Annotated in this window: 21 protein-coding genes; 13 read left to right on the plus strand and 8 right to left on the minus strand. The window is 73.0% G+C overall.

The genetic code is table 11. The features are described from left to right. Positions 1-5: 5 nt before the first annotated feature. Genes ACIBI5_RS14920 through ACIBI5_RS14930 form a run of 3 tightly spaced genes read left to right on the plus strand, consistent with a single transcriptional unit; the run spans position 6 to position 2408 of the window. Entirely contained in the window at positions 6-1400 is a 1395-nt protein-coding gene (locus ACIBI5_RS14920; protein WP_397246996.1) for a PLP-dependent aminotransferase family protein, read from the plus strand. Positions 1401-1438: 38 nt separating this feature from the next. Further along, positions 1439-1819, plus strand: a complete 381-nt coding sequence (locus tag ACIBI5_RS14925) for a hypothetical protein (RefSeq protein ID WP_397246997.1) — start codon at positions 1439-1441, stop codon at positions 1817-1819. A gap of 16 nt (positions 1820-1835) precedes the next feature. Next, positions 1836-2408, plus strand: a complete 573-nt coding sequence (locus tag ACIBI5_RS14930) for a YdeI family protein (RefSeq protein WP_397246999.1) — start codon at positions 1836-1838, stop codon at positions 2406-2408. Position 2409: 1 nt separating this feature from the next. Here ACIBI5_RS14930 and ACIBI5_RS14935 read toward each other — a convergent pair whose 3' ends face one another. Beyond that, the gene (locus ACIBI5_RS14935; RefSeq protein WP_397247001.1) at positions 2410-2922 is read right to left on the minus strand and encodes a universal stress protein; all 513 of its coding nucleotides are present in this window, start codon (positions 2920-2922) and stop codon (positions 2410-2412) included. Positions 2923-3036: 114 nt separating this feature from the next. Here ACIBI5_RS14935 and ACIBI5_RS14940 point away from each other — a divergent pair, with 114 nt between their 5' ends. The 3 genes from ACIBI5_RS14940 to ACIBI5_RS14950 are packed head-to-tail and all read left to right on the plus strand — an operon-like array spanning position 3037 to position 9055. Next, on the plus strand, positions 3037-6225 hold the full coding sequence (locus tag ACIBI5_RS14940; protein ID WP_397247003.1) for a BTAD domain-containing putative transcriptional regulator: 3189 nt from the start codon (positions 3037-3039) through the stop codon (positions 6223-6225). 59 nt (positions 6226-6284) lie between these two features. Continuing rightward, positions 6285-6437 carry a hypothetical protein gene (locus tag ACIBI5_RS14945; RefSeq protein WP_397247005.1) on the plus strand — a complete coding sequence of 51 codons (153 nt, stop codon included), beginning with the start codon at positions 6285-6287 and terminating at the stop codon, positions 6435-6437. Between the two features lie 50 nt (positions 6438-6487). Next, the gene (locus ACIBI5_RS14950) at positions 6488-9055 is read left to right on the plus strand and encodes a LuxR C-terminal-related transcriptional regulator (protein ID WP_397247006.1); all 2568 of its coding nucleotides are present in this window, start codon (positions 6488-6490) and stop codon (positions 9053-9055) included. Here the strand turns inward: ACIBI5_RS14950 and ACIBI5_RS14955 are convergent. Genes ACIBI5_RS14955 through ACIBI5_RS14965 form a run of 3 tightly spaced genes read right to left on the minus strand, consistent with a single transcriptional unit; the run spans position 9009 to position 10628 of the window. Continuing rightward, a complete protein-coding gene (locus ACIBI5_RS14955; RefSeq protein WP_397247008.1) occupies positions 9009-9326 on the minus strand; it encodes a hypothetical protein in 318 nt (105 codons plus the stop codon). The two genes, ACIBI5_RS14950 and ACIBI5_RS14955, sit on opposite strands and share 47 nt — an antisense overlap. Next, positions 9323-10009: a hypothetical protein gene (locus tag ACIBI5_RS14960; protein ID WP_397247010.1), complete on the minus strand. Its 687-nt coding sequence runs from the start codon at positions 10007-10009 to the stop codon at positions 9323-9325. The genes ACIBI5_RS14955 and ACIBI5_RS14960 overlap by 4 nt, the downstream gene beginning before the upstream one ends. Beyond that, the gene (locus ACIBI5_RS14965; RefSeq protein WP_397247011.1) at positions 10002-10628 is read right to left on the minus strand and encodes a TetR/AcrR family transcriptional regulator; all 627 of its coding nucleotides are present in this window, start codon (positions 10626-10628) and stop codon (positions 10002-10004) included. The genes ACIBI5_RS14960 and ACIBI5_RS14965 overlap by 8 nt, the downstream gene beginning before the upstream one ends. A 78-nt stretch (positions 10629-10706) precedes the next feature. Between ACIBI5_RS14965 and ACIBI5_RS14970 the strand changes: the two genes are divergently transcribed. Then, complete coding sequence (locus tag ACIBI5_RS14970; RefSeq protein ID WP_397247013.1) at positions 10707-11858, plus strand: sensor histidine kinase; 1152 nt, start codon at positions 10707-10709, stop codon at positions 11856-11858. Beyond that, positions 11849-12478 (plus strand): response regulator, encoded by a 630-nt coding sequence (locus ACIBI5_RS14975; RefSeq protein WP_397247015.1) that lies wholly within the window; start codon positions 11849-11851, stop codon positions 12476-12478. Before ACIBI5_RS14970 ends, ACIBI5_RS14975 begins: the two co-directional genes overlap by 10 nt. Here ACIBI5_RS14975 and ACIBI5_RS14980 read toward each other — a convergent pair. Beyond that, a complete protein-coding gene (locus ACIBI5_RS14980) occupies positions 12471-12890 on the minus strand; it encodes a VOC family protein (protein WP_397247016.1) in 420 nt (139 codons plus the stop codon). The two genes, ACIBI5_RS14975 and ACIBI5_RS14980, sit on opposite strands and share 8 nt — an antisense overlap. A gap of 22 nt (positions 12891-12912) precedes the next feature. Between ACIBI5_RS14980 and ACIBI5_RS14985 the strand changes: the two genes are divergently transcribed. From ACIBI5_RS14985 to ACIBI5_RS15005, 5 genes are read left to right on the plus strand one after another with little or no spacing between them, the layout of a single operon-like run. Then, entirely contained in the window at positions 12913-13344 is a 432-nt protein-coding gene (locus ACIBI5_RS14985; RefSeq protein WP_397247018.1) for a GNAT family N-acetyltransferase, read from the plus strand. Next, positions 13341-14135: an MBL fold metallo-hydrolase gene (locus ACIBI5_RS14990; RefSeq protein ID WP_397247020.1), complete on the plus strand. Its 795-nt coding sequence runs from the start codon at positions 13341-13343 to the stop codon at positions 14133-14135. The genes ACIBI5_RS14985 and ACIBI5_RS14990 overlap by 4 nt, the downstream gene beginning before the upstream one ends. Positions 14136-14177: 42 nt before the next feature. Beyond that, positions 14178-14774 carry a PadR family transcriptional regulator gene (locus tag ACIBI5_RS14995; RefSeq protein ID WP_397247022.1) on the plus strand — a complete coding sequence of 199 codons (597 nt, stop codon included), beginning with the start codon at positions 14178-14180 and terminating at the stop codon, positions 14772-14774. A 9-nt stretch (positions 14775-14783) separates the two neighbouring features. After that, on the plus strand, positions 14784-15176 hold the full coding sequence (locus ACIBI5_RS15000; RefSeq protein ID WP_397247024.1) for a hypothetical protein: 393 nt from the start codon (positions 14784-14786) through the stop codon (positions 15174-15176). Between the two features lie 11 nt (positions 15177-15187). Then, a complete protein-coding gene (locus ACIBI5_RS15005) occupies positions 15188-16153 on the plus strand; it encodes a GNAT family N-acetyltransferase (RefSeq protein WP_397247026.1) in 966 nt (321 codons plus the stop codon). On the opposite strand, the gene ACIBI5_RS15010 is transcribed toward ACIBI5_RS15005, so the two are convergent. The 3 genes from ACIBI5_RS15010 to ACIBI5_RS15020 all read right to left on the minus strand — a co-directional run bounded on the left by ACIBI5_RS15010 (position 16140) and on the right by ACIBI5_RS15020 (position 19068). Then, complete coding sequence (locus ACIBI5_RS15010) at positions 16140-16559, minus strand: Rieske (2Fe-2S) protein (protein WP_397247027.1); 420 nt, start codon at positions 16557-16559, stop codon at positions 16140-16142. The two genes, ACIBI5_RS15005 and ACIBI5_RS15010, sit on opposite strands and share 14 nt — an antisense overlap. Before the next feature lie 11 nt (positions 16560-16570). Continuing rightward, a complete protein-coding gene (locus ACIBI5_RS15015) occupies positions 16571-17902 on the minus strand; it encodes an ATP-binding protein (protein WP_397247029.1) in 1332 nt (443 codons plus the stop codon). Positions 17903-18396: 494 nt separating this feature from the next. Then, positions 18397-19068 (minus strand): response regulator transcription factor, encoded by a 672-nt coding sequence (locus tag ACIBI5_RS15020; protein WP_184959038.1) that lies wholly within the window; start codon positions 19066-19068, stop codon positions 18397-18399. Positions 19069-19093 lie beyond the last annotated feature (25 nt).

The raw sequence follows: 19093 nt of genomic DNA on the forward strand, positions 1-19093 counted from the left end.
GAAGAGTGGACTTCCACGTCAGCCTCGAAGGCCGCGGCGACCTGGCCGCGCGAATTTACCGGCAATTGCTCGACGCGATACTCGACGGCCGCCTCAGACCGGGCGAACGGCTGCCGCCCACCCGCGAGCTGGCCGCTCGCCTCGACGTCTCGCGCAACACCGTGGCCGTGGCCTACGACCGGCTGGTGGCCGACGGCTTCCTGGCCGGCCGGGCCGGGGCGGGCACGTTCGTGACGGGAGAGCCGGTCAGGGGAAGGGCCGCGCCGAGAGGCGTGGTGCGGCCGAGGGCGCTCTGGCGCGACGCGGCCGAGCCGCTGACGCCGCCGCGCGGCCGGGCGCACCACGACTTCACGGTCGGGCTGCCGGACCCGAAGCTGTTCCCGATCGCGAGCTGGCGGCGGCTGCTGGCGCGGGAGCTGCGGGTGAGCTCGGCGGGCTACCTCGACCCCGCGGGGGACGGCTCGCTCAAGGAGGCGATCGCGCGGCACGTGGGCATCAGCCGCTCGGTACGGGCCGGCGCCGACGACGTGATCGTCACCCAGGGCGCCCAGCAGGCGCTCGACCTGATCGGCCGGGTGCTGATCGAGCCCGGGGCGTGCGTGGCCGTCGAGGAACCGGGCTACCCGCCGGCCCGCCGGCTCTTCCGCTCGCTCGGCGCCCGCGTGGCCGGGGTGCCGGTGGACGAGGAGGGCCTGGACGTCGCCGCCCTGCCCAAGGCCGCCCGGCTGGTCTACGTGACGCCGTCGCACCAGTTCCCGCTGGGTGTGCCGATGTCGCTGGCCCGCCGTACCGCGTTGCTGGAGTGGGCGCGGCACCGCGACGCGGTGATCATCGAGGACGACTACGACAGCGAGTTCCGCTTCGGCGAGCGTCCGCTGGAGCCGTTGCAGAGCCTCGACGGCGCCGGCCGGGTCGTCTACGTCGGCTCCTTCTCCAAGACGCTGCTGCCGACGCTACGGCTGGGCTTCCTGGTCGCGCCCGCCTCCCTCCGTACGGCGCTGCGCGCCGCCAAGCAGCTCACCGACTGGCACGGCGACCCGTTCGCGCAGGCCGCGCTGGCCCGCTTCATCGACGAGGGCCTGCTGGCCAGGCACATCAGGAAGGCCACCAAGGAGTACGCGGCCCGGCACGCGCAGATCACCGCCCTGCTCGCGGCCGACGCCCGTTTCCAGCTGGTCCCGTCCGCCGCGGGCCTGCACGTCTGCGCCCGCCTCGACCCCACCCTGGAGGTACGGCCGGCGCCGTCGCTGGCCGTGGAGTCCCTGGCCTCCTATTACGCGGAGGGCGCCCCCGGCCACGGCGTGGTCCTGGGCTACGGCGGCATCTCCCGGACCGCCATCCCCGAGGGCGTCCGCCTGCTGACAACCGTTCTAAAGCGAATCGATAACCCTCGCGTCTAGCGTCTCCCCTGTTCGCGGATACGAGGGGAATCAAGATCATGCGAGTTCGTACAGTGGTCATGGCGGTTGTGGCGGCGGCCGGGGTGACGGTCGGCGTCGGGGCGGCGGCCCAGGCCCAGAACCCGCCCTGCTACGCCCAGGGGGACGGCAGCCTGAAGTGCGGCAACTACGCGCCCAGGCCGATCTACAACAAGACCAGCTGGGGCGACCCGGACAACCAGCAGACCTGGCCCAGGAGGGTGGACACGCTCCGCTCCAACCCGAGCTGGTTCAAGTGCTACATCAGGGGCGAGAAGCACAGCGGCGGCAACAACGTCTGGTACTACACCCAGGGCGACGACAGCGGCAGGTACGGCTGGGTGCCGGCCAGCACCCTCTACACCCCGAAGGACCCCTTCCCGGGCGTGAAGAAGTGCTGACGCTAGCCTGACGCCCATGGATGAGCTCGACGGGGTGGAGGTCCTCGCCTTCGCCGACGGCCCGGCGTTCGAGGGCTGGCTGGCCGGACACCACACGCGGCAGGAAGGCGTGTGGATCAAGGTGGCCAAGAAGAAGTCGGGCATTCCGACGGTGACCGAGGACGAGCTCGTCGACATCGGGCTCTGCTACGGCTGGGTCTCCGGGCTGCGCCGTTCGCTGGACGAGCGGTACTACCTGCAGAAGTACGTGCCGCGCCGGGCCAGGAGCCTGTGGTCGCAGGTGAACGTGGACAAGGTCGCCATGCTGGCGGCGGCGGGCCGGATGCGCGAGCCCGGCCTGGCCGAGGTGCGCAGGGCGCAGGAGGACGGCAGGTGGGCGGCCGCATACGAGTCGCAGAAGGCGGCCACGGTGCCGCCTGACCTGGCGGCGGCGCTGGAGGCGGACCCCGCCGCCAAGGAGGCGTTCGAGCGGCTCGACAAGACCGGGCGCTACCTGGCCATGCTGCCGGTGCTTCAGGCGCTGACGCCGGAGGCCCGCCAGGACCGGTTGGACAAAGCCCTGCATCTCCTGACAAATCGCCCGGTGTAAGTCAACGGCTCCAGAATCGTCGGTGCCCGCGTTCGCCCGAGACCTCCGGCTCGTTGGGCGGCGCGGGCTCACGCACGATCACCACCGTGGCCCGCGCGTGGCGGGCGCAGTACATGCTGGTCGAGGGCAGCAGCATCCGGCTGAGCAGGCCGCGCCTGCTGCGGCCGAGCACCAGCAGGTCGCACTCGCCGGCCAGGTCGACCAGGTGGTAGCCGGGGTCGCCCATCCGGCCGACGACCGCGGTCACGATGTCGGTGGGCACACCGCCGCACACCTCGACGAAGGCGTCGGTGACCACCTCCGTACTTCGAGTCTCCTCTCCGGCCCTGGCCGCGTGCTGCAGCGGCAGTGCCTCGGGGAAAGGATGGATCGGCGCCCGGCTCACGTGCACGGCGACCAGCGGCATGCGGCGTAGTCGTGCGGCGCCGATGGCCCAGGCCAGCGCCAAGCGCGCGGCCGGCGATTCGTCCACACCGACGATCACGCGCGCTCCGCCGGGCAGGTCTTGATCCACGGCGCCCTCCTCGGAAAGAGGTACCTGACCATAGTGCTCCTCTCTGCGCGTGAACGGGAGGTGGCACTTTCCGAACTCTGGAGTCGCCCGCGAAACGGGGCGTAACATGCGGGGGTGGAACGCGGGTGGGTGCGGCCCCGTCCAGCCCTCGACCGGCGGCTCGACGGTGCGCTGACGCACAGGCTCACCACGCTCGTCGCGGCCACCGGCTACGGCAAGTCGATCGCGCTGGCCGGTTGGAGCCAGGCCGTCGGCGGCGTGCTGCACCGCTTCGGTCCGGGCGACCGGGAGCTCGCGCCGTTCTCCGCCGCGGTGATCGCGGAGCTGGCCACGCGCGTGCCCGACCTGCCCGCGGAACTGCCCGCCGCCGCAGACGCCCCGCTCGGCCCCGACGCCGACGAACCCGCCAGGGCGGCGGCGCTGGCCGGCGCGCTGGCCGAGGCCCTGCGGTTACGGCTGCGGCGTGGCCTGGTGATGGTCTTCGACGGCATCGACGTGATCGCCGGCGCGCCGGGACCGGTGCGGTTCGTGGAGACGCTGGTGCGCGCGGCGCCCCGGCACCTGCACATCGTGACCGCGTCCAGGGCGCCGCTGCCGTTCCCGACGGCGCGGCTGCGCCAGGACCTCGAAGTGCTGACCTTCGACGCGACCGACCTCGCCCTGAGCGTCGGGGAGTGCGCCGACTGGGCCCGCGACCGGCTCGGCGCGTCCGGCGCCGCCGTCGCCCCCGCCCTGCACGCGGCCAGCGGCGGCTGGCCCGCCGCGGTGCGGGCCGCGCTCGACGCCATGGCCCGCGCCGAGCCCGCGCTGTGGCCCGCGATGGCCTCCGGCCTGGCCGCCACCTCCGACACGCTCGAACGCCTCACGCTCGACGCCCTGCGCGACCTGCCCGCCCAGATGCGCGAGCTGCTGCGGGCGGCGACGGTCCTGCCGGTGCTCACCGCCGACCTGGCCGCCACGCTCGGCGTGCCGCCCGACACGCTGACCTCGCTGACCGGCCGCGGACTCTTCCTGGAAGCGGCCCAGGGCGGCCACCGGCTGACCGCCACCAGCCGGCACGTGCTGGCCAGGCACGCGCCGCTCGACCGGCACGAGTCCCACGACACGGCCGAGGTGGCGGCCCGCTGGTACGTCGAGCACGACCAGCCCGAGCAGGCGCTGCGCGCCGCCGTCGCCACCGGGCACACCGAGCTGACCGCGTCGCTGCTGACCGCGCACGGACCCCGGCTGGCCGAGCGCGGCGACGACGTCCTGGCCGGGCTGGCGCTGCTGCCGGAGGACCGGCGGGAGAGCCCGGCCATGCTGCGGCTGGCCGGAATCGCCGAGCAGAACCGCGGCGACTGGCGCCGCGCCCGCGAACTGCTCGCCAGAGCGGCCGACAGCCCCGCCTTCGACGCCTTCCTGGCCCGGCGCCTCGGCTTCATCGACCACCTGCGCGGCGACCTCGACGCCGCCATGGCCATGTACCTGCGGGGAGCCGAGCACGGCTCGCCGCCGGCCGACGCGGCCATCTGCACCGCCTCGGCCGCCTCGGTGCTGTGGCTGCGCGGCGACCGGGCGGCCTGCGCGGAGACGGCCGAACGCGCGCTCGACGCCGCCGCGCTGCTGGGCGACCCGGGCGCGCTGGCCGCCGCCACCACGGTGATCGCCATGGTCGCCGCGCTCGACGGCGACCGCCGCGCCAACGACGCCTACTACCTGCGGGCGCTGGAGTACGCCGAGCGGGCCGGCGACATCCTCCAGCTCATCCGCATCCGGGCCAACCGGGCATCACGCCACATCGACGAGGCCGACTACCACGCCGCGCTGGCCGACGTGGACATCGCCGGTCGGCTGTCCGACCTGGTGGCGTTCGCGCCGTGGGCCGCCCTGGCCGTCTCCAACCGGGCCAAGGCGCTCATCGGGCTCGGCCGCCTCGAAGAGGCCGCCGTGGACGCCGCCGACGCCGTGGCGCGCTGGGAGGCCATGGGCTCGCGCATCGGCTACGGCCTGCTGCAACTGGCCAGGATCCAGACGCTGCGCGGCGAGCGCGGCGCGGCCGCTGCCACCTACCGCCGGGTCCAGGTGGAGGCCGGGCGCTCGCGTGACGCCCAGGCCCTCGGCAACACGCTGACCGAGCTGGCCGAGCTCCTGGCCGCCGAGGACCCCGACGAGGCCGCCCGCCTGGCCGCCGAGGCGCTCAAGCACACCGAGGGCATGGCCGCGGTGAGCGCCCGGGTGGCCGCCGCCCGCGTGGCCTTCGCCGCCGGCCGCGCGGAGGCCGCCAGGAAACTGCTCGACGAGGCGGAGCCCATCGCCGCCGAACGCCGCCACCACACCGGCCTGGCCGCCATCGCCGAGCTCCGGGCCGAACTGGACAAGGACCACGACCGCGCCGACGACGCCGTACGCATCTGGAGCACGCTCGGCGACCCCGTCGGACGCGCCAGAGCCGAACTGGTCAGAGCGGCACTCGCCGACCCCGCCGTCGGCGCCGAGGTGGCCGGGCAGGTCGCCGAGCGCATGCACGCGATCGGCTGCCGCATGCTCGACGACCGCATCGACGCGCTGCTGGCGCGCGTCACTCCCGCCTCGGGCGCGCGGGTGACGGTCGAGACGATGGGAACCTTCCGCGTGCTGCGCGGCTCCTTCCCCGTCCCGCGTACGGCATGGCAGTCCCGTAAGGCCCGTGACCTGCTGAAGATCCTGGTCAGCAGGAGAGGCAGGGCGATCGGCAGGGAGCGCCTGGTCGAGATCCTCTGGCCGGACCAGGAGGACGAGGCGGTCGGGCTCAAACGGCTCAACGTGATGGTCTCCACGCTGCGCGCGGTGCTCGACCCGGCGCACGAGGTGGAGATCGTGGTCTCCGACGAGGGCGCGCTCCGGCTCGACCTCGACCACGCCGACGTGGACATCGAGCGGTTCCTGGGGCTGGCCGGCGCCGCCGTACGGCTGGAGCAGGCCGGGCGCGGCGGTGAGGCGCTGGCGCGGTGGAAGGCGGCCGAGGCCGCCTACGGCGGGGAGTTCTGTGAGGAGGACCCCTACGCCGACTGGGCCGTGGGGCTGCGCGAGCAGGCCAGGCTCGCCTACGTGCAGGCGGCGGCGCGGCTGGCCGGCGCGAGGGCGGAGGAGGGACGCCACCACGAGGCGGCCCGCTACTGGCTGCGGCTGCTGGAGCGCGACGGCTACGACGAACGCGCCCACCTGGGGCTGATCCGCTCCCTCGACCAGGCGGGACGGCGCGGCGACGCCCGCCGCCGCTACCACGTCTACACCGAGCGGATGCGCGAGCTGGAGGTCGAGCCCGCGCCCTTCCCCACCTGAAAACCCACCCGAAAACCCACCTGAACCAGACCTGAACCGCGCCGGTGGATCGTGCGGGCATGAGGACGGTCATCGTACGCCTGGTAGAACCCGAGCAGTCCGGCGGCCAGCTCCGCGGGCTGCTCGAGGAGGTGGGCGGCGAACCGGTGCCGTTCAGCGGGACCGACGCGGTGGTGGATCTCCTGCTGACGGCGGCGGGACTGAGGACCTGAACCTCCCGCGAACCGGGATCCCGACGATGAGATCCGGGAGGAGGGCTGCGATGAGCAATCGATGGCCATTCATCGGACGGCAGGGCCCGCTGGCCGCCGTCCACCGGGCGCTGCGATCCTGCACGGGAGCGATGATCGCGGGCGAGGCCGGAGTGGGGAAGAGCAGGCTGGCGGCCGAGGCGGCGGCGGGCCTGACGGAGCACTGCGTGGTACGGGCCCTGGGCACGGAGACCGCGGCGATGATCCCGTTCGGGGCGTTCGCGCACGTGCTGGGCGGGCCGCCGGACGGCGGCGAGAACCTGCTGGGCTGGGCCGCCCGGCATCTGCGGACCCGGGCGGGACAGGCGCCGCTGCTGGTCACCGTGGACGACGCGCACCGGCTGGACGCCGCCTCCGCCGCGCTGCTGCACTACCTGGCCACGCGCGGCGAGGCGGCATTGCTGGTCACCGTGCGGACCGGAGAGCCCGTGCCCGAGCCGGTGGCCGCCCTCTGGAAGGAGGAGTTGGTCACCAGGATCGAGCTGGCGCCGCTGACCCGCGACGAGGTCGGCCGGGCGCTCACCGCGGCGCTGCGCGGTGACGTGGCGGCCGAGACCGTACGCCACCTGGCGAGGGTGAGCGAGGGCAACATGCTCTACCTGCGCGAGCTCGTCCACGCCGGGCGCGACATCGGCTGCCTGGCCGAGCAGGGCGGCCAGTGGCGCTGGCGGGGCGGGCTGTCGATGACCACCCGCCTGCGCGAGCTGGTCAGCGAGCGGATCGGGCATCTCGACCCGGACGAGCGCGAGGTGCTGGAGCTCGTGGCGTTCGGCGAACCGCTCGGCACCGACCTGCTGGTCACGATGGCCTCGGCGGGCGCGGTCGAACGGGTGGAGGACCGCGGTCTCATCGTCGCCGACGGACCCGGCATGCGGCTCGGCCATCCGCTCTATGGCGAGGTGGTGCGGGGGCGCTGCCGTACGCTCAGGGCCCGGCGGCGGCTGCGCACGCTGGCGGAGTCGCTGGAGGCCAGCGGGATGCGCGGGCGCGACGACATGCTGCGCGCGGCCGTGTGGCGGCTCGACAGCGGCTCGCCCGCCGACCCGCGCATGCTCCTGGTCGCCGCGCACCTGGCGTGGGGGCGCCAGGACCCGCACCTGGCCGCCCGGCTCGGCCGGGCCGCGGTCGAGGCGGGCGCCGGCATCGAGGCGGTCGCGCTGCTCGGGCAGGTGCTGACGATCCTCGGCGACACCGGCGGCGCGCAGGAGGTGCTGCGCCGTCAGGACGGGCCCGGCGCCACCGACGCCGAACGCGCCCAGCACGCGCTCGCGCTCGGCGTCAACATGCTCTGGTCCGGCGACACCCACGAGGCCGGCCGCGTCTTCGAAGGCGCCGCCGACACACTGGCCGACCCGGCCTGGCGCCAGGAACTGCTCGTCTACCGCGGCGTCGTCGACTTCTTCACCGGCCGCCTCGACGCCGCCGGGCGCACGCTCACCCGCGCCCGCGACCTCGCCCCCGACACCGCGCGCGGCAGCGGGCACCTGGCCGCGCTGGAGTCCTGGGTGAGCGCCCACTCCGGCCGCAGCGCCCGCTGCGTGTCCGTCGTGGAACGTGCCATGGCCGGCGCGGACGCCTGGCGCGACCGGGCCCCGCACGCGCTGCCGGTCATGCTGGACGCGCGGTGCGCGGCCCACCTGTTCGCGGGGGAGCTCGCCGACGCCGCCCGCATCGCCGTCCAGGGCACCGAACTGGCCGCGCCGGACCTGTCGGTCTGCGGGTTCGGCGCCTACCGCGCGCGGATCTGCCGCCTGCGCGGCGACGTGGCCGCCGCCCTGCGCTGGTGCCGCGAGGATGTCGTACGGCTGCGCGCCCGCTCGCCGTACCTGGGCAGGTGCCTGGCCGAACTGGCCCACTCGGCGGCGCTGCTGGGCGACCTGGAAACCGCCAGAAAGGCGTTGACCGAAGCCGAAGAACTGGCCGGATGCTGGAACTACACGCTCCAGCCCGTGCTGCTGGCCAAGGCCTGGCTGGCCGCCGCCGACGGCGACCTCGACGGGGCCGTGCGCACGGCGCTGTCCATGGCCGCCGACTGCCCCTACCTGGGCTACCGGATGCTCGCCCTGCACGACGTCGTCAGAATGGGCGCCGCCGACCTGGTGACCGGCTCGCTGGACGAGCTGGCCGGCCGGATGGAGGGCCCCTTCGCCCAGATCTGCGCCCGCCACGCCCACGCCGCCGCCCGCAACGACCCGCCCGGCCTGCGCGCGGTGGCGGCCGAGTTCGAGTCGCTCGGCATGGTGTTGTACGCCGCGGAGGCCACGGCGCAGGAGGCCGCCGCCTACCGCCGGATGGGCCGCGGCTCCGCCGCCAAGGGCGCCCAGACCCGGGCCTGGGCCCTGGCCCGGCGCTGCCCAGGCGTCACGACCCCCGCCCTGGTCGAACTCGCCACCCCGGACCTGACCCCGCGCCAGCGGGAGATCGTCCAGCTCGCCGCGGCCGGCCTGACCAACCGCCAGATCGCCGACCGCCTCACCCTGTCCATGCGCACCGCCGCCAACCACCTGCAGGCGGTCTACGACAAGCTGGGCGTCAACGACCGTGCGGAGGTGGCCCGCCTGCTGGGGACGAGCTTCTAGTCCCGCCCACGTACCAGAGCACCGCCGCCCCCACCAGACACAGAAGAGCGGCCGCCGTGATCGGATAGGAGAACTCCATGTGCGCGGCGATGATGTTCAGCGCCAGTGAGGCCGACACCAGCAGGTTTCCCCAGCCGCTGATCCGGTTGAAGTGGTGCCTGCGCAACCAGGGGGTCCAGGGCGGGAAGCGGTCGAAGAAGATGACGTACGCGGCCACGACGGTGTTGGCGGCCACCAAACCGAGGGTCACCCAGGTTAAGGCGATCATCATCTGTCCAGTATGACCCGTTCCAGGGTGGTGAGGCGGACGTGCGGGCCGCTGATGGTGGCGTGGGCGAGGTCGGCGGCGGGGATCTCGGTGGTGCCCGGTGCCTCGCCCGCGTGGTCGTCACACCAGGCGACCACCTTCTTGGGGTCGGTCAGCGGCGCGGCGAAGTGGACCAGGCTGATGTACCAGCGCTCCCGGGGCCACGACTCGAACGCCCCGCGTGCCCCCAGCGCCTCGGCGTACCGCCGCTGGAGGGTCCAGATCGTGTCGTCCTCCGGATAGCCGAAGGCCAGGACGCCACCGGCGTGCGGGCTGACGCCCTCGACGCGCATCCGCACCGGCGGCAGCCCCCGGGCCGCGGAGCGCAGGGCGGCGGCGTAGGTCAGCAGGGCCGGGTCGGCGGCGGGGATCACCCGCCGGTACGGCTCCAGCGAGCGCAGGGTGACGTGCAGGACGCCGCGGCCGTGAGTCCAGTGGCCGGGGCCGGCGGCGGCGCCCGCCGCTCTGGCCAGCGACTCCAGCCGGTCGAGCGTGGGGCCCGTCGGGCGCAGGACGGTGGTCATGCCCCAGCGCGGGCTTCCTTCGGCGAAGGGCAGGTCGTGGGTGGCCTCGCCGTCGAGCAGTGCCCGCCGCCCCCGGGTCTGGAACGCGGCGTAGTCGGCGGTGAGCTCGTCCCGGCTACGCATCCGCGGCAACCGCATAGGTCCCCAGGGAGGGCTCCAGCAGGTCGAAGGCCATGCGCCCGGCCTCGGTCAGCGCCGCGGCGATCGCGTCGTGGTCCTGGCCGTCGAGCACCCGGGCCAGCGTCTCGTCGAACAGCAGCCGGTGCGCCGCCCCGAGTTCCGCCGCCGCGAGCCGGGGCAGGAAGCCGGGCTCGGTCTCGGCCGCGAGCCGGGCGGCCAGGGCGGCCTCGCGCTCGTCGTGGAACTCGCGGAGCCTGGCCACCAGCGCGGGACTGTCGGTGATCATCCGGGCGAACTCCAAAGGAGCGAAGCCGATCACCGGGTCCTTGCGTTCCACCGCGGCCAGGAAGGCGGCACGGAGCGCGGCCAGCGCAGACCGGCCGGCCGCCCGCTCGGCGACCGTGCGCGCCAGCCCGGAGACGAACGCGTCGCCCAGGTCGAGCGCCAGGTCCTCCTTGCGGGGGAAGTAGTTGGTCACCGTCATCTTGGCCACCTGCGCGGCGGTGGCGACGTCGGCGATCGTCACCTTGTCGTAGCCGCGTTCCAGGAAGAGCCTGGTGGCGTGCTGGGAGATGTTCTCCCTGGTCTGCTGCTTCTTCATCGCGCGGAGCCCTGTCGTCATGCCGCCATTTTGGCATGACGGACTCAAGTTTGTCATTGACCTAAATTTAGGTTTCCGCTCTCTGGCTACCTTGGCGGGGTGAGCACCTCCGCCCTCGAAGCGCTCGGCTCCCGGCCGCTGCCGTTCCTGCGTTCGTCCTGGCCCTGGCGGGCGCTGGCGTACCTGCTGGCCGGCGCGGTCTTCTGCGTCGTGCCGCTGGTGGTGGCGGCGGTGTCCGAGGTGCTGCCGGGGTGGGCCGCGGCGGGTGCCGGGATCGTCGCGCTGGTGGCGTTCGGGCCGTTCGTGTCGCGCTTCGAGCGGTGGCGGATGCGGCTGGTGGACCTGTCGCCGGTGCCCGGGACCCGGGAGCGGCGGCGCGAGATCGGGCTGGCCGTGCTCACGCTGGTCGCGTTCTGGTGGATCGACCTGGCGATCGTCGGCGTCGCGGTGGGCGGGCCATCGCTGCTGGTGCTCTCGCCCGTGGTGCAGCCGGAGGCGGCGGGGGCGATCGCGGTGGCCGCCTCGTTCGTGGGAGTGGCGCTGGTGCCCGTGGGGGCGTACGTGCTGACGGCCTGGGCGGGGGCGCGCGCGGCGATGGTCAGGGCGGTGCTCGCGCCCGAGCGGGCGGAACTGGAGGAGGTCAGGCGGTCGCGGGCGCGGCTGGTCGACGCCTTCGAGGTCGAACGGCGCCGGATCGAGCGCGACCTGCACGACGGGGCGCAGCAGCGGCTGGTCGCGCTGACCATGACGCTCGGGCTGGCCAGGCTGGACGTTCCCGACGAGGCCCCGCTGGCGCGTACGCTCGACCGGGCGCACGCCGAGGCCAAGCAGGTGCTGGCCGAACTTCGCGAACTGATCCGCGGGGTGCACTCCCAGGTGCTGACCGACCGCGGCCTGGCCGCCGCCGTCGGCGAACTGGCCGCGCGCTCGGCCCTCCCCGTGACCATCAAGACAGATCTGGACGTACGGCTCCCGCCGCCCGTGGAGATCGCCGCCTTCTACGTGGTCAGCGAAGCCCTCACCAACGCCACCAAGCACAGCAACGCCACCAACATCACGATAAGAGTGGAAAAATCGCGCGAAAGCGTGTCGATCGCCGTCACCGACGACGGCCGCGGCGGCGCCGACGCGGCGGCGGGAACCGGGCTCACCGGGCTGGCCGACCGGCTCGACGTGGTCGGCGGCAGACTGTCCCTGTCCAGCCCGCCCGGCGGCCCGACCACCATCAGAGCGGAGATCCCGTGCGCGTAGTCATCGCCGAGGACGCCGTCCTCCTGCGTGAGGGCCTGGTGAGCCTGCTCGAACGCTTCGGCCACCAGGTCGCCGCCGCCGTCGGCGACGCGGACGCCCTGCTCGCCGCGGTCCGCGAGCACGCGCCGGACATCGTGGTCACCGACGTGCGCATGCCGCCGGGGTTCGCCGACGAGGGCCTGCGCGCCGCCCTGGAACTGCGGCGCGACGGCCTGCCCGTGCTCGTGCTCAGCCAGTACGTCGAGCAGACCTACGCCGCCGAGCTCCTGGAGACCGGTACCGGCGTCGGCTACCTGCTCAAGGACCGGGTCGGTGACGTGAAGGAGTTCGCCGACGCCCTCGACCGGGTCGCCGCCGGCGCCACGGTCGTGGACCCCGAGGTCGTCCGGCAACTGCTCGGCCGCCGCCGCGATCCGATCTCCCGGCTCACCCCGCGCGAGCGCGAGGTGCTGTCGCTGATCGCCGAAGGCCGGGCCAACGCCGCCATCGCCAGGGAACTCGTGGTCACCGAGGCGGCCGTCGCCAAGCACATCGCGAGCATCTTCGCCAAGCTCGACCTGCCGCCCACGCAGGACGGTCACCGCCGCGTGCTGGCCGTGCTGGCCTACCTCACTAGGTGACGCAGAACTCGTTGCCCTCGGGGTCGGTCATCGTCACCCAGGAGTGCGGTCCCTGCCGTCCCCGGTGGGAGAAGCTCGCGCCCCTGGCGGTCAGCCGTTCGACCTCCGCCTCGACGTTGTCCTGACCGACCTGGACGTCGAGATGGACCCGGTTCTTGACGGTCTTGGCCTCGGGCACGAGCTGGAAGAGCACCCGCGGATGCCCCTCACTCCGGATGGCCACGCCTTCCCGCCAGCGAAGCTGCCCGTCGTGCACGATGGTGTCGGCCTCGGTGGCGAACCCCTTGGAGACCATGTCGCGGATGAAGTCGGCGTCCTGGGGTTCCACCTCCCAGCCGAGCGCGTCCGCCCACCAGTCGGCCTGCGCGTGCGGGTCGGCCGCGTCGACGCTCACTTGGAAGCCATAGCTCATGTTCGACAACATAGGCCAGACCATGCCTGAAACGATCCGCCGCGCCGAGCCCCGCGACGCCGGGGCGCTCACCGCGCTCATGCACGCCTCCAGCGCCTACCACGGCGAGTACGCCACGATCCTGGAGGGATACCAGGTCACCGCCGCCTACCTCGCCGCCCACCCGGTCTTCACCACCGACGACCATCTCGGCTTCTACGCCCTGGTCGGCGACGAGCTCGACCTGCTGTTCGTCGCCGACCGGGCGCAGGGCACGGGTCTCGGCCGCCGCCTGGTCGAGCACATGCTGGACCAGGCCCGCGCGGCCGGGCTGACCCGGGTCCGGGTGGTCTCCCACCCGCCCGCCGAGGCCTTCTACCTGCGCATGGGCGCGGTACGTGTGGGCACGTCGCCGCCGAAGCCGCCGAGGATCACCTGGGAACGGCCCGAGCTGACCTTCGGGACGGGCGCGTGAACGAGCAGTGGCAGGAGATCGGTGACCGGGTCTTCGTACGCAGGCACGAGTCCGTCGACCTCAACGTGGGCCTGGTCGTCGGCGACGGGCACTGCCTGGTGTTCGACACCCGCATGTCCCACCGGGAGGCCACGGACCTGATCGCCGCCGTCCGCCGGATCACGCCGGACCCGTGGACCGTGGTCAACAGCCACGCCCACTGGGACCACTTCTTCGGCAACGCGATGTTTCTGCCCGCGGAGATCTGGGGGCACGCCCGGTGCGCGGAGGAGATCCGGTCCGGCGGCGAGGCGCAGCGGGCGGGCGTGCTGGGTTTCGTGGCGGAGGAACGGCGGGCGGAGATCGAGGAGATCGACCTGGTCGTGCCCGACCACACCTTCACCGACCGGGCCACGCTCGACATCGGCGGGCGGGCCGTACATCTGCGGTATTTCGGGCGGGGACACACCGACAACGACATCGTGCTGCACGTGCCGGACGCCGGGGTGGTCTTCGCGGGAGACCTGGTCGAGGAGGGCGCGCCGCCGGCTTTCGGCGACTCCTACCCGCTCGACTGGCCGGTCACGATGTCCGCGATGCTGGCCGGCCTGCCGGAGCCCGTGATCGTGCCCGGTCACGGCGCGGTCGTCGACCGCGCCTTCGCGCGGGGCCAGCGTGACGAGCTGGCCGAGGTCGCCGCACTGGCCCGCCGCGCCCACGCCGAGGGCCTGCGCGACCTGATCGGCCGCTTCCCCTACCCGGAGGACGTGGCCCGCCAGGCGATCGAGCGCGCCTTCAAACAACTCGACTAGGCGGCACGCACTAGTGCATAATGCAATATAGAAGGAGGCAACATGGCGCGCCGTCCCGATCTGGTGGGCCTGACGGTGCTGGCCATGCTCTCGGTACGCGCCAGCCACCCGTACGAGCTGCACCGCTTCATCGTCGACACGCACAAGGACTACGTGACCGGGCTGCCGAGGAGCCTCTACCACGCGGTCGAGAAGCTCACCGGCGACGAGCTGATCGTCGCGGTGGAGACCACCAAGGAGGGCCGCCGCCCCGAGCGGACGGTCTACGAGATCACCGACGAAGGCCGCAAGGAACTGTCCACCCGGCTCAGGTCGCTCCTGCAGAGCCCCGGCGGTGACCGCCGCGCGTTCACCGCGGCGGTCTCGCTGATCGGCTGCCTGCCCGTGCCCGAGGCGCTCAACGCGCTGCGGGCCAGGGCGGCCTCGGTACGCGGGCTGATCACCGCCATGGACGGACACGTCGCCGCCATGCGCGACAGCGGCCTGCCCGAACTGCTCATGATCGAGGTCGACTACGAGCGGACGCTGAGCCAGGCCGAGCTGTCCTGGATGGACGGCCTGATCGCGCGGCTGGAGAAGGGCGAGCTGTCCTGGCAGGGGACGCTCGCGCGCGAGCTGATGGAGAAGACCCTCGAATAGGAGGAAACCATGAAGAAGCTCATCACCGAGGTGTCCGGCGTGGTCGAGGCCCCGGGCGCCGAGGTCTGGGACGACCTGGCGCGCAGCCTGCTGCCCGACGGCCACGAGGAAGGCCGCTTCACCGTGGAGGACTTCCCCGGCCACACCTCGACCGTCGAGGTCGCCGGGCGGACCATCGCCTTCCAGGGCGGCTGGTGGTACCGGGGCGAATGGAGCGTCGAGCCGCACCCGCTGGGCTCGCTCCTGGTCCACCGCGTCTTCAACGTGGCGACCTGGATGCGCTGGGGCGTACCGCTCGCCAACCGCTTCTTCGTCGGCTTCAAGGAGTCCACCAGAAAGGGCTTCGCCGAGCGGCTTGTCCAGCTGGGAAATCGTTTGGGGTGTTCGACCACGCTGGCTTAGGCTGCCGCACCATGAGCATCACGTGGGGGCCGCTGCGCAAGGACGACGCCGGACGGTGGGCGGAACTGACCGCCGCGATCCAGGCCGTCGACCAGGACGGCGAGAACTACGGCGCAGAAGACCTCACCGAGAGCCTCACCAGCCCGCTGGTCGACCTCGCCGAAGGCACGCTCGCGGCCAGGGACGGCGACCGCCTCGTGGCCTTCGCCTTCCTCCCGATCAGGCAGACCGCACCGGAAGTGCACCGGATGGGGCTGTGGGCCGGCGTCCACCCCGAGCACCGCCGTACCGGCCTCGGCACGCGCATCCTCGACTGGGCCGTCGAGGCCGCGCCGCGTCTGCACGAGCGCGCGTACCCCGGAAAGCCGCTCGAAGTCCAGGTCCACACCCGCGACACGCAGATCTGGGCGGCGAAGCTCTTCGAGAGCAGGGGCTTCGCCCAGGCGCGCTGGTTCTTCCAGATGGAACGCGACCTGGCCACGGAGATCGAGTCCCGCCCGCCCGTCGCCGGACTGCGCCTCACCACCTGGACCCCCGACCGCGACGCGGGCGCTCTGAACGTGCGCAACGAAGCCTTCAGCGGCCACTGGGGCACCACCCCCCACACCCCGGAAAGCTGGACGGAGAAGATCACCAGCACCCGCGCCTTCGTCCCGGAGGGCTCCTTCCTCGCCCTCGACGGCGACGAGGTCGTCGGCATCCTGATCACCCACTACTTCGCCGCCGACACCGCCGTGACCGGCGTGCGCGAGGCGTGGATCCAGATCATCGGCACCCTCGCGCCCTGGCGCGGCAAGGGCGTGGCGAGCGCGCTCATCTCACACGCCCTCACCGAGCTCAAGAGTCAGGGGTACGGCAGAGCCGGCCTCAGCGTCGACGCCGACAACGGCACCGGGGCGCTCGGCGTCTACGAGCGCTCCGGGTTCACCGTGGTCCAGCGCACCTCCGCCTACACGAGGATGTTCACGCCAGCCTGATCTTGCCGCCCGATACCTTGATCTTCTTGCGGGGGAGCGCGCGGGTGGCGGGGCCCTGGACGACCGCGCCGGTCGAGATGTTGAACTTGCTGCCGTGGCACGGGCAGTTGATCGTGCCACGGCTGACGCTCGCCAGCGTGCAGCCCTGGTGGGTGCACTTGGCGCTGAAGCACCGGAAGACGTTCTTCCTCGGCTGGGTGATCACGTACGTGTTCTTGATGATCCGTCCGCCGCCGACACGAATGTTCTTCGTGAGGGCCAGGACGGGCTTGGCGGATTCCGCATCTGCCTCGGCCTCGGCCCGGCTTGGGGACTGCGCGTCCGCGTCGGCCCGGCTTGGCCACAGGAACACGGTCGCGGCGCCGGTGAGGGTGGCGCGGGCGACTAGGGCACGGCGTGTGAGCATGGTTGCCTCCTTCAACCGTCCACACGTACCGCATCGGCGTAGTGGTTCATGGGGAAACGTGCGACAAATCCCCCGGAGATGGCGTGGACGGTGCCGCCGTGGAGCGTCGCGATGTCCCTGGCGATCGGCAGGCCCAGGCCCGCGCCGCCGGCGTCACGCGCCCTGGCCTCGTCGAGCCTGGTGAACCGGCCGAACACCGCCTCCCGCTGCCCCTCAGGAATCCCCGGCCCGTCGTCCTCGACCTCCAGCACCGCCGTCGTACCCTCGCGGCGGACCCGGACCACGACCGCCGAGGCGGCGTGCCGTACAGCGTTGCTCGCCAGGTTGGTCACGAGCCGGCCGACGTGGCCGCGTACACCCTCGATCACCACGTCCGGCTGCACGTCCAGCTTCAGCTCCACCTCCGGGCGGCGCTCGACCCGCACGGCCTCCTCGGCGGCGATCTGGCCCAGGTCCACGTCGGCTGCCTGGAGCGGTTCGCCCGCGTCCAGCCGGGCCAGCAGGAGGAGGTCACCGGCCAGTGCCTGCAGGCGTTCGACGTCGGCGAGGGCCTCGGCGGTCAGCTCGCTCGGCTCGGCCAGCTCCAGCCTCGCCCGCAGGGTCGCGATCGGGCTGCGCAGTTCGTGGGCGGCGTCGGCGACGAAGCCCTTGTGCCGGTCGACCGCCGTCTCCAGCCGGTCCAGGGTGCCGTTGACCGTGGTCGCCAGGGCGGCGATCTCGTCCCCCGAACTCGGCACCGGGACCCGCTGGTGCAGGTCGCGGGCGGTGATGTCGGCGACCTTGGCCCGGATGGCCGCCACCGGGCGCAGCGCCCGGCCCACCGACAGCCACGTCATCACCGCCACCACCAGCAGCAGCGCGGGCACGCCAGGAAGCAGCACGCTGTTGAGCGTGGTCAGCGCCTCCTCGGCCGGGGCCAGCGAGGAACGCGCGAGCACCATGCCCGGCCCCGCCTCGGTGGCCACCGACATCCCCACCACTCGGAACCCGTCGACCTGCTCCCAGGCGGTGGTGAAGGTCTTGCCGTCCGCACTGAGCATGATGTCCGGGTCGACGAGGGTCGTCTGGTACGGCTGGGTGGTGCCCATGGTGGCCTGGTAGGGCACGGAGGTGTCGGTCAGGGTGGCCATCTCGGCCTTCTGGGCATCGCCCCGCGCCACCGACGCCTGCAGGACGGGCGCCGCCTCGACGGCCCGCCGGGCGGCGTCCGCGTCGACACTGGCCAGGAGACTGCCGCGCATGGACTGGGTCAGCACCAGCGCCGTCACCCCCAGAGCCAGGGCCACTACCAGGGTGGCGGCAAGGGTGGCGCGCAGCCGTACCGACGAGGCCCCCTCCCGCACCCGAGCAACGAGCGACCCACCCCCCTGAACCCTCCCCGCGCCCTGCTCCAGCGCCACGTCGTGCCCCCGCACCCCCTGACGCCCCCGAGCAACCCGCCCGGCCCGACCCCCCAGCCCGCTCTTCCGCCCCCGCGCACCTCCGTGCTGCTCCACGGCCATGCGCACCCGCCCGCTCTTCCGCCCCCGCCCGCCTTCGTGCTCCTCCGCAGCAGCGTGTGCCCGCCCGGCCTTCCGCCCCCGAGCAACCGAAGTGTCTTGGCGCGCCCACCCAGCCGGGGCGTCCGCGTGAGTGCCCTGGGGCGTCCGTGCGGTCTTGTGCGCCCCCGCAGGAGTGTCTAGGCGCGCCTCCGTGGTCCGCTGGTCCCGCGTGGTCTCGTCTTCCCTCGCGGGTTGGTGCTCCTGCGTGGCCGGCGGAGTGGTCTTGGGCAGTTCGGGGGCAGGAGGTGTGTGCGGGCGGGGCCGGGGATTGTGGGGGGTTGTGTCGCCGTTGCCGGTCATTCCGCCTCCAGCCGGTAGCCCGCACCGCGGACCGTCACCAGGGTCGTCCTGCCGAACGGCAGATCGATCTTGCGGCGCAGCGCGCTGATGTACACCTCGATGATGTTCGCGTCACCGTCGTAGGAGAAGTCCCAGGCGGCGGCCAGCAGGTCGCTCTTGGACACCACCTCGCCCGCCCGCCTGGCCAGCCCGTGCAGCACCGCGAACTCCTTCGGCGTCAACGACACCTCCGTCTCACCCCTGCGGCAGCGCAGCCCGGCCGGGTCGATCACGAGGTCCCCGACCGTGATGGACACCGGCCGCTCCCGCCCGCCCCTCCGCACCAGCGCGCGCAACCGGGCCAGCAGCACCACGTACGAGAACGGCTTGGCCAGATAGTCGTCGGCGCCGGTGTCGAGTGCCTCGGCCTCGTCGTAGACGCCGTCCTTGGCGGTCAGCATCATGATCGGCGTCCAGTTGCCCGCCTCACGGAGCTTGGCGCAGACGGCGTAGCCGTTCATCCGCGGCAGCATCACGTCGAGCACGATCACGTCGTAGTCGTTCTCGGTGGCCATCCACAGCCCGTCGCGCCCGTCATAGGCCACGTCCACCGCGAACCCCTCGCCGGTCAGCCCGCCCTTCACCAGGTCGGCCAGCCGCTGCTCGTCCTCAACCAATAGCACTCGCACGCCTCTCAGAGTGCAGCAAGCCACC

The sequence above is a fragment of the Nonomuraea sp. NPDC050540 genome (assembly GCF_044457485.1).
Taxonomy (GTDB): domain Bacteria; phylum Actinomycetota; class Actinomycetes; order Streptosporangiales; family Streptosporangiaceae; genus Nonomuraea.

Coding starts and splice junctions, on each gene's coding strand:
- ACIBI5_RS14960 (WP_397247010.1), bottom strand. CDS start 10,009: ATGCGTAGCCGGGACGAGCTCACCGCCGACTACGCCGCGTTCCAGACC.
- ACIBI5_RS15005 (WP_397247026.1), top strand. CDS start 15,188: ATGAGCATCACGTGGGGGCCGCTGCGCAAGGACGACGCCGGACGGTGG.
- ACIBI5_RS14930 (WP_397246999.1), top strand. CDS start 1,836: ATGGATGAGCTCGACGGGGTGGAGGTCCTCGCCTTCGCCGACGGCCCG.
- ACIBI5_RS14965 (WP_397247011.1), bottom strand. CDS start 10,628: ATGACGACAGGGCTCCGCGCGATGAAGAAGCAGCAGACCAGGGAGAAC.
- ACIBI5_RS14950 (WP_397247006.1), top strand. CDS start 6,488: ATGAGCAATCGATGGCCATTCATCGGACGGCAGGGCCCGCTGGCCGCC.
- ACIBI5_RS14955 (WP_397247008.1), bottom strand. CDS start 9,326: ATGATGATCGCCTTAACCTGGGTGACCCTCGGTTTGGTGGCCGCCAAC.
- ACIBI5_RS14945 (WP_397247005.1), top strand. CDS start 6,285: ATGAGGACGGTCATCGTACGCCTGGTAGAACCCGAGCAGTCCGGCGGC.
- ACIBI5_RS14995 (WP_397247022.1), top strand. CDS start 14,178: ATGGCGCGCCGTCCCGATCTGGTGGGCCTGACGGTGCTGGCCATGCTC.
- ACIBI5_RS14985 (WP_397247018.1), top strand. CDS start 12,913: ATGCCTGAAACGATCCGCCGCGCCGAGCCCCGCGACGCCGGGGCGCTC.
- ACIBI5_RS14925 (WP_397246997.1), top strand. CDS start 1,439: ATGCGAGTTCGTACAGTGGTCATGGCGGTTGTGGCGGCGGCCGGGGTG.
- ACIBI5_RS15000 (WP_397247024.1), top strand. CDS start 14,784: ATGAAGAAGCTCATCACCGAGGTGTCCGGCGTGGTCGAGGCCCCGGGC.
- ACIBI5_RS15010 (WP_397247027.1), bottom strand. CDS start 16,559: ATGCTCACACGCCGTGCCCTAGTCGCCCGCGCCACCCTCACCGGCGCC.
- ACIBI5_RS14980 (WP_397247016.1), bottom strand. CDS start 12,890: ATGAGCTATGGCTTCCAAGTGAGCGTCGACGCGGCCGACCCGCACGCG.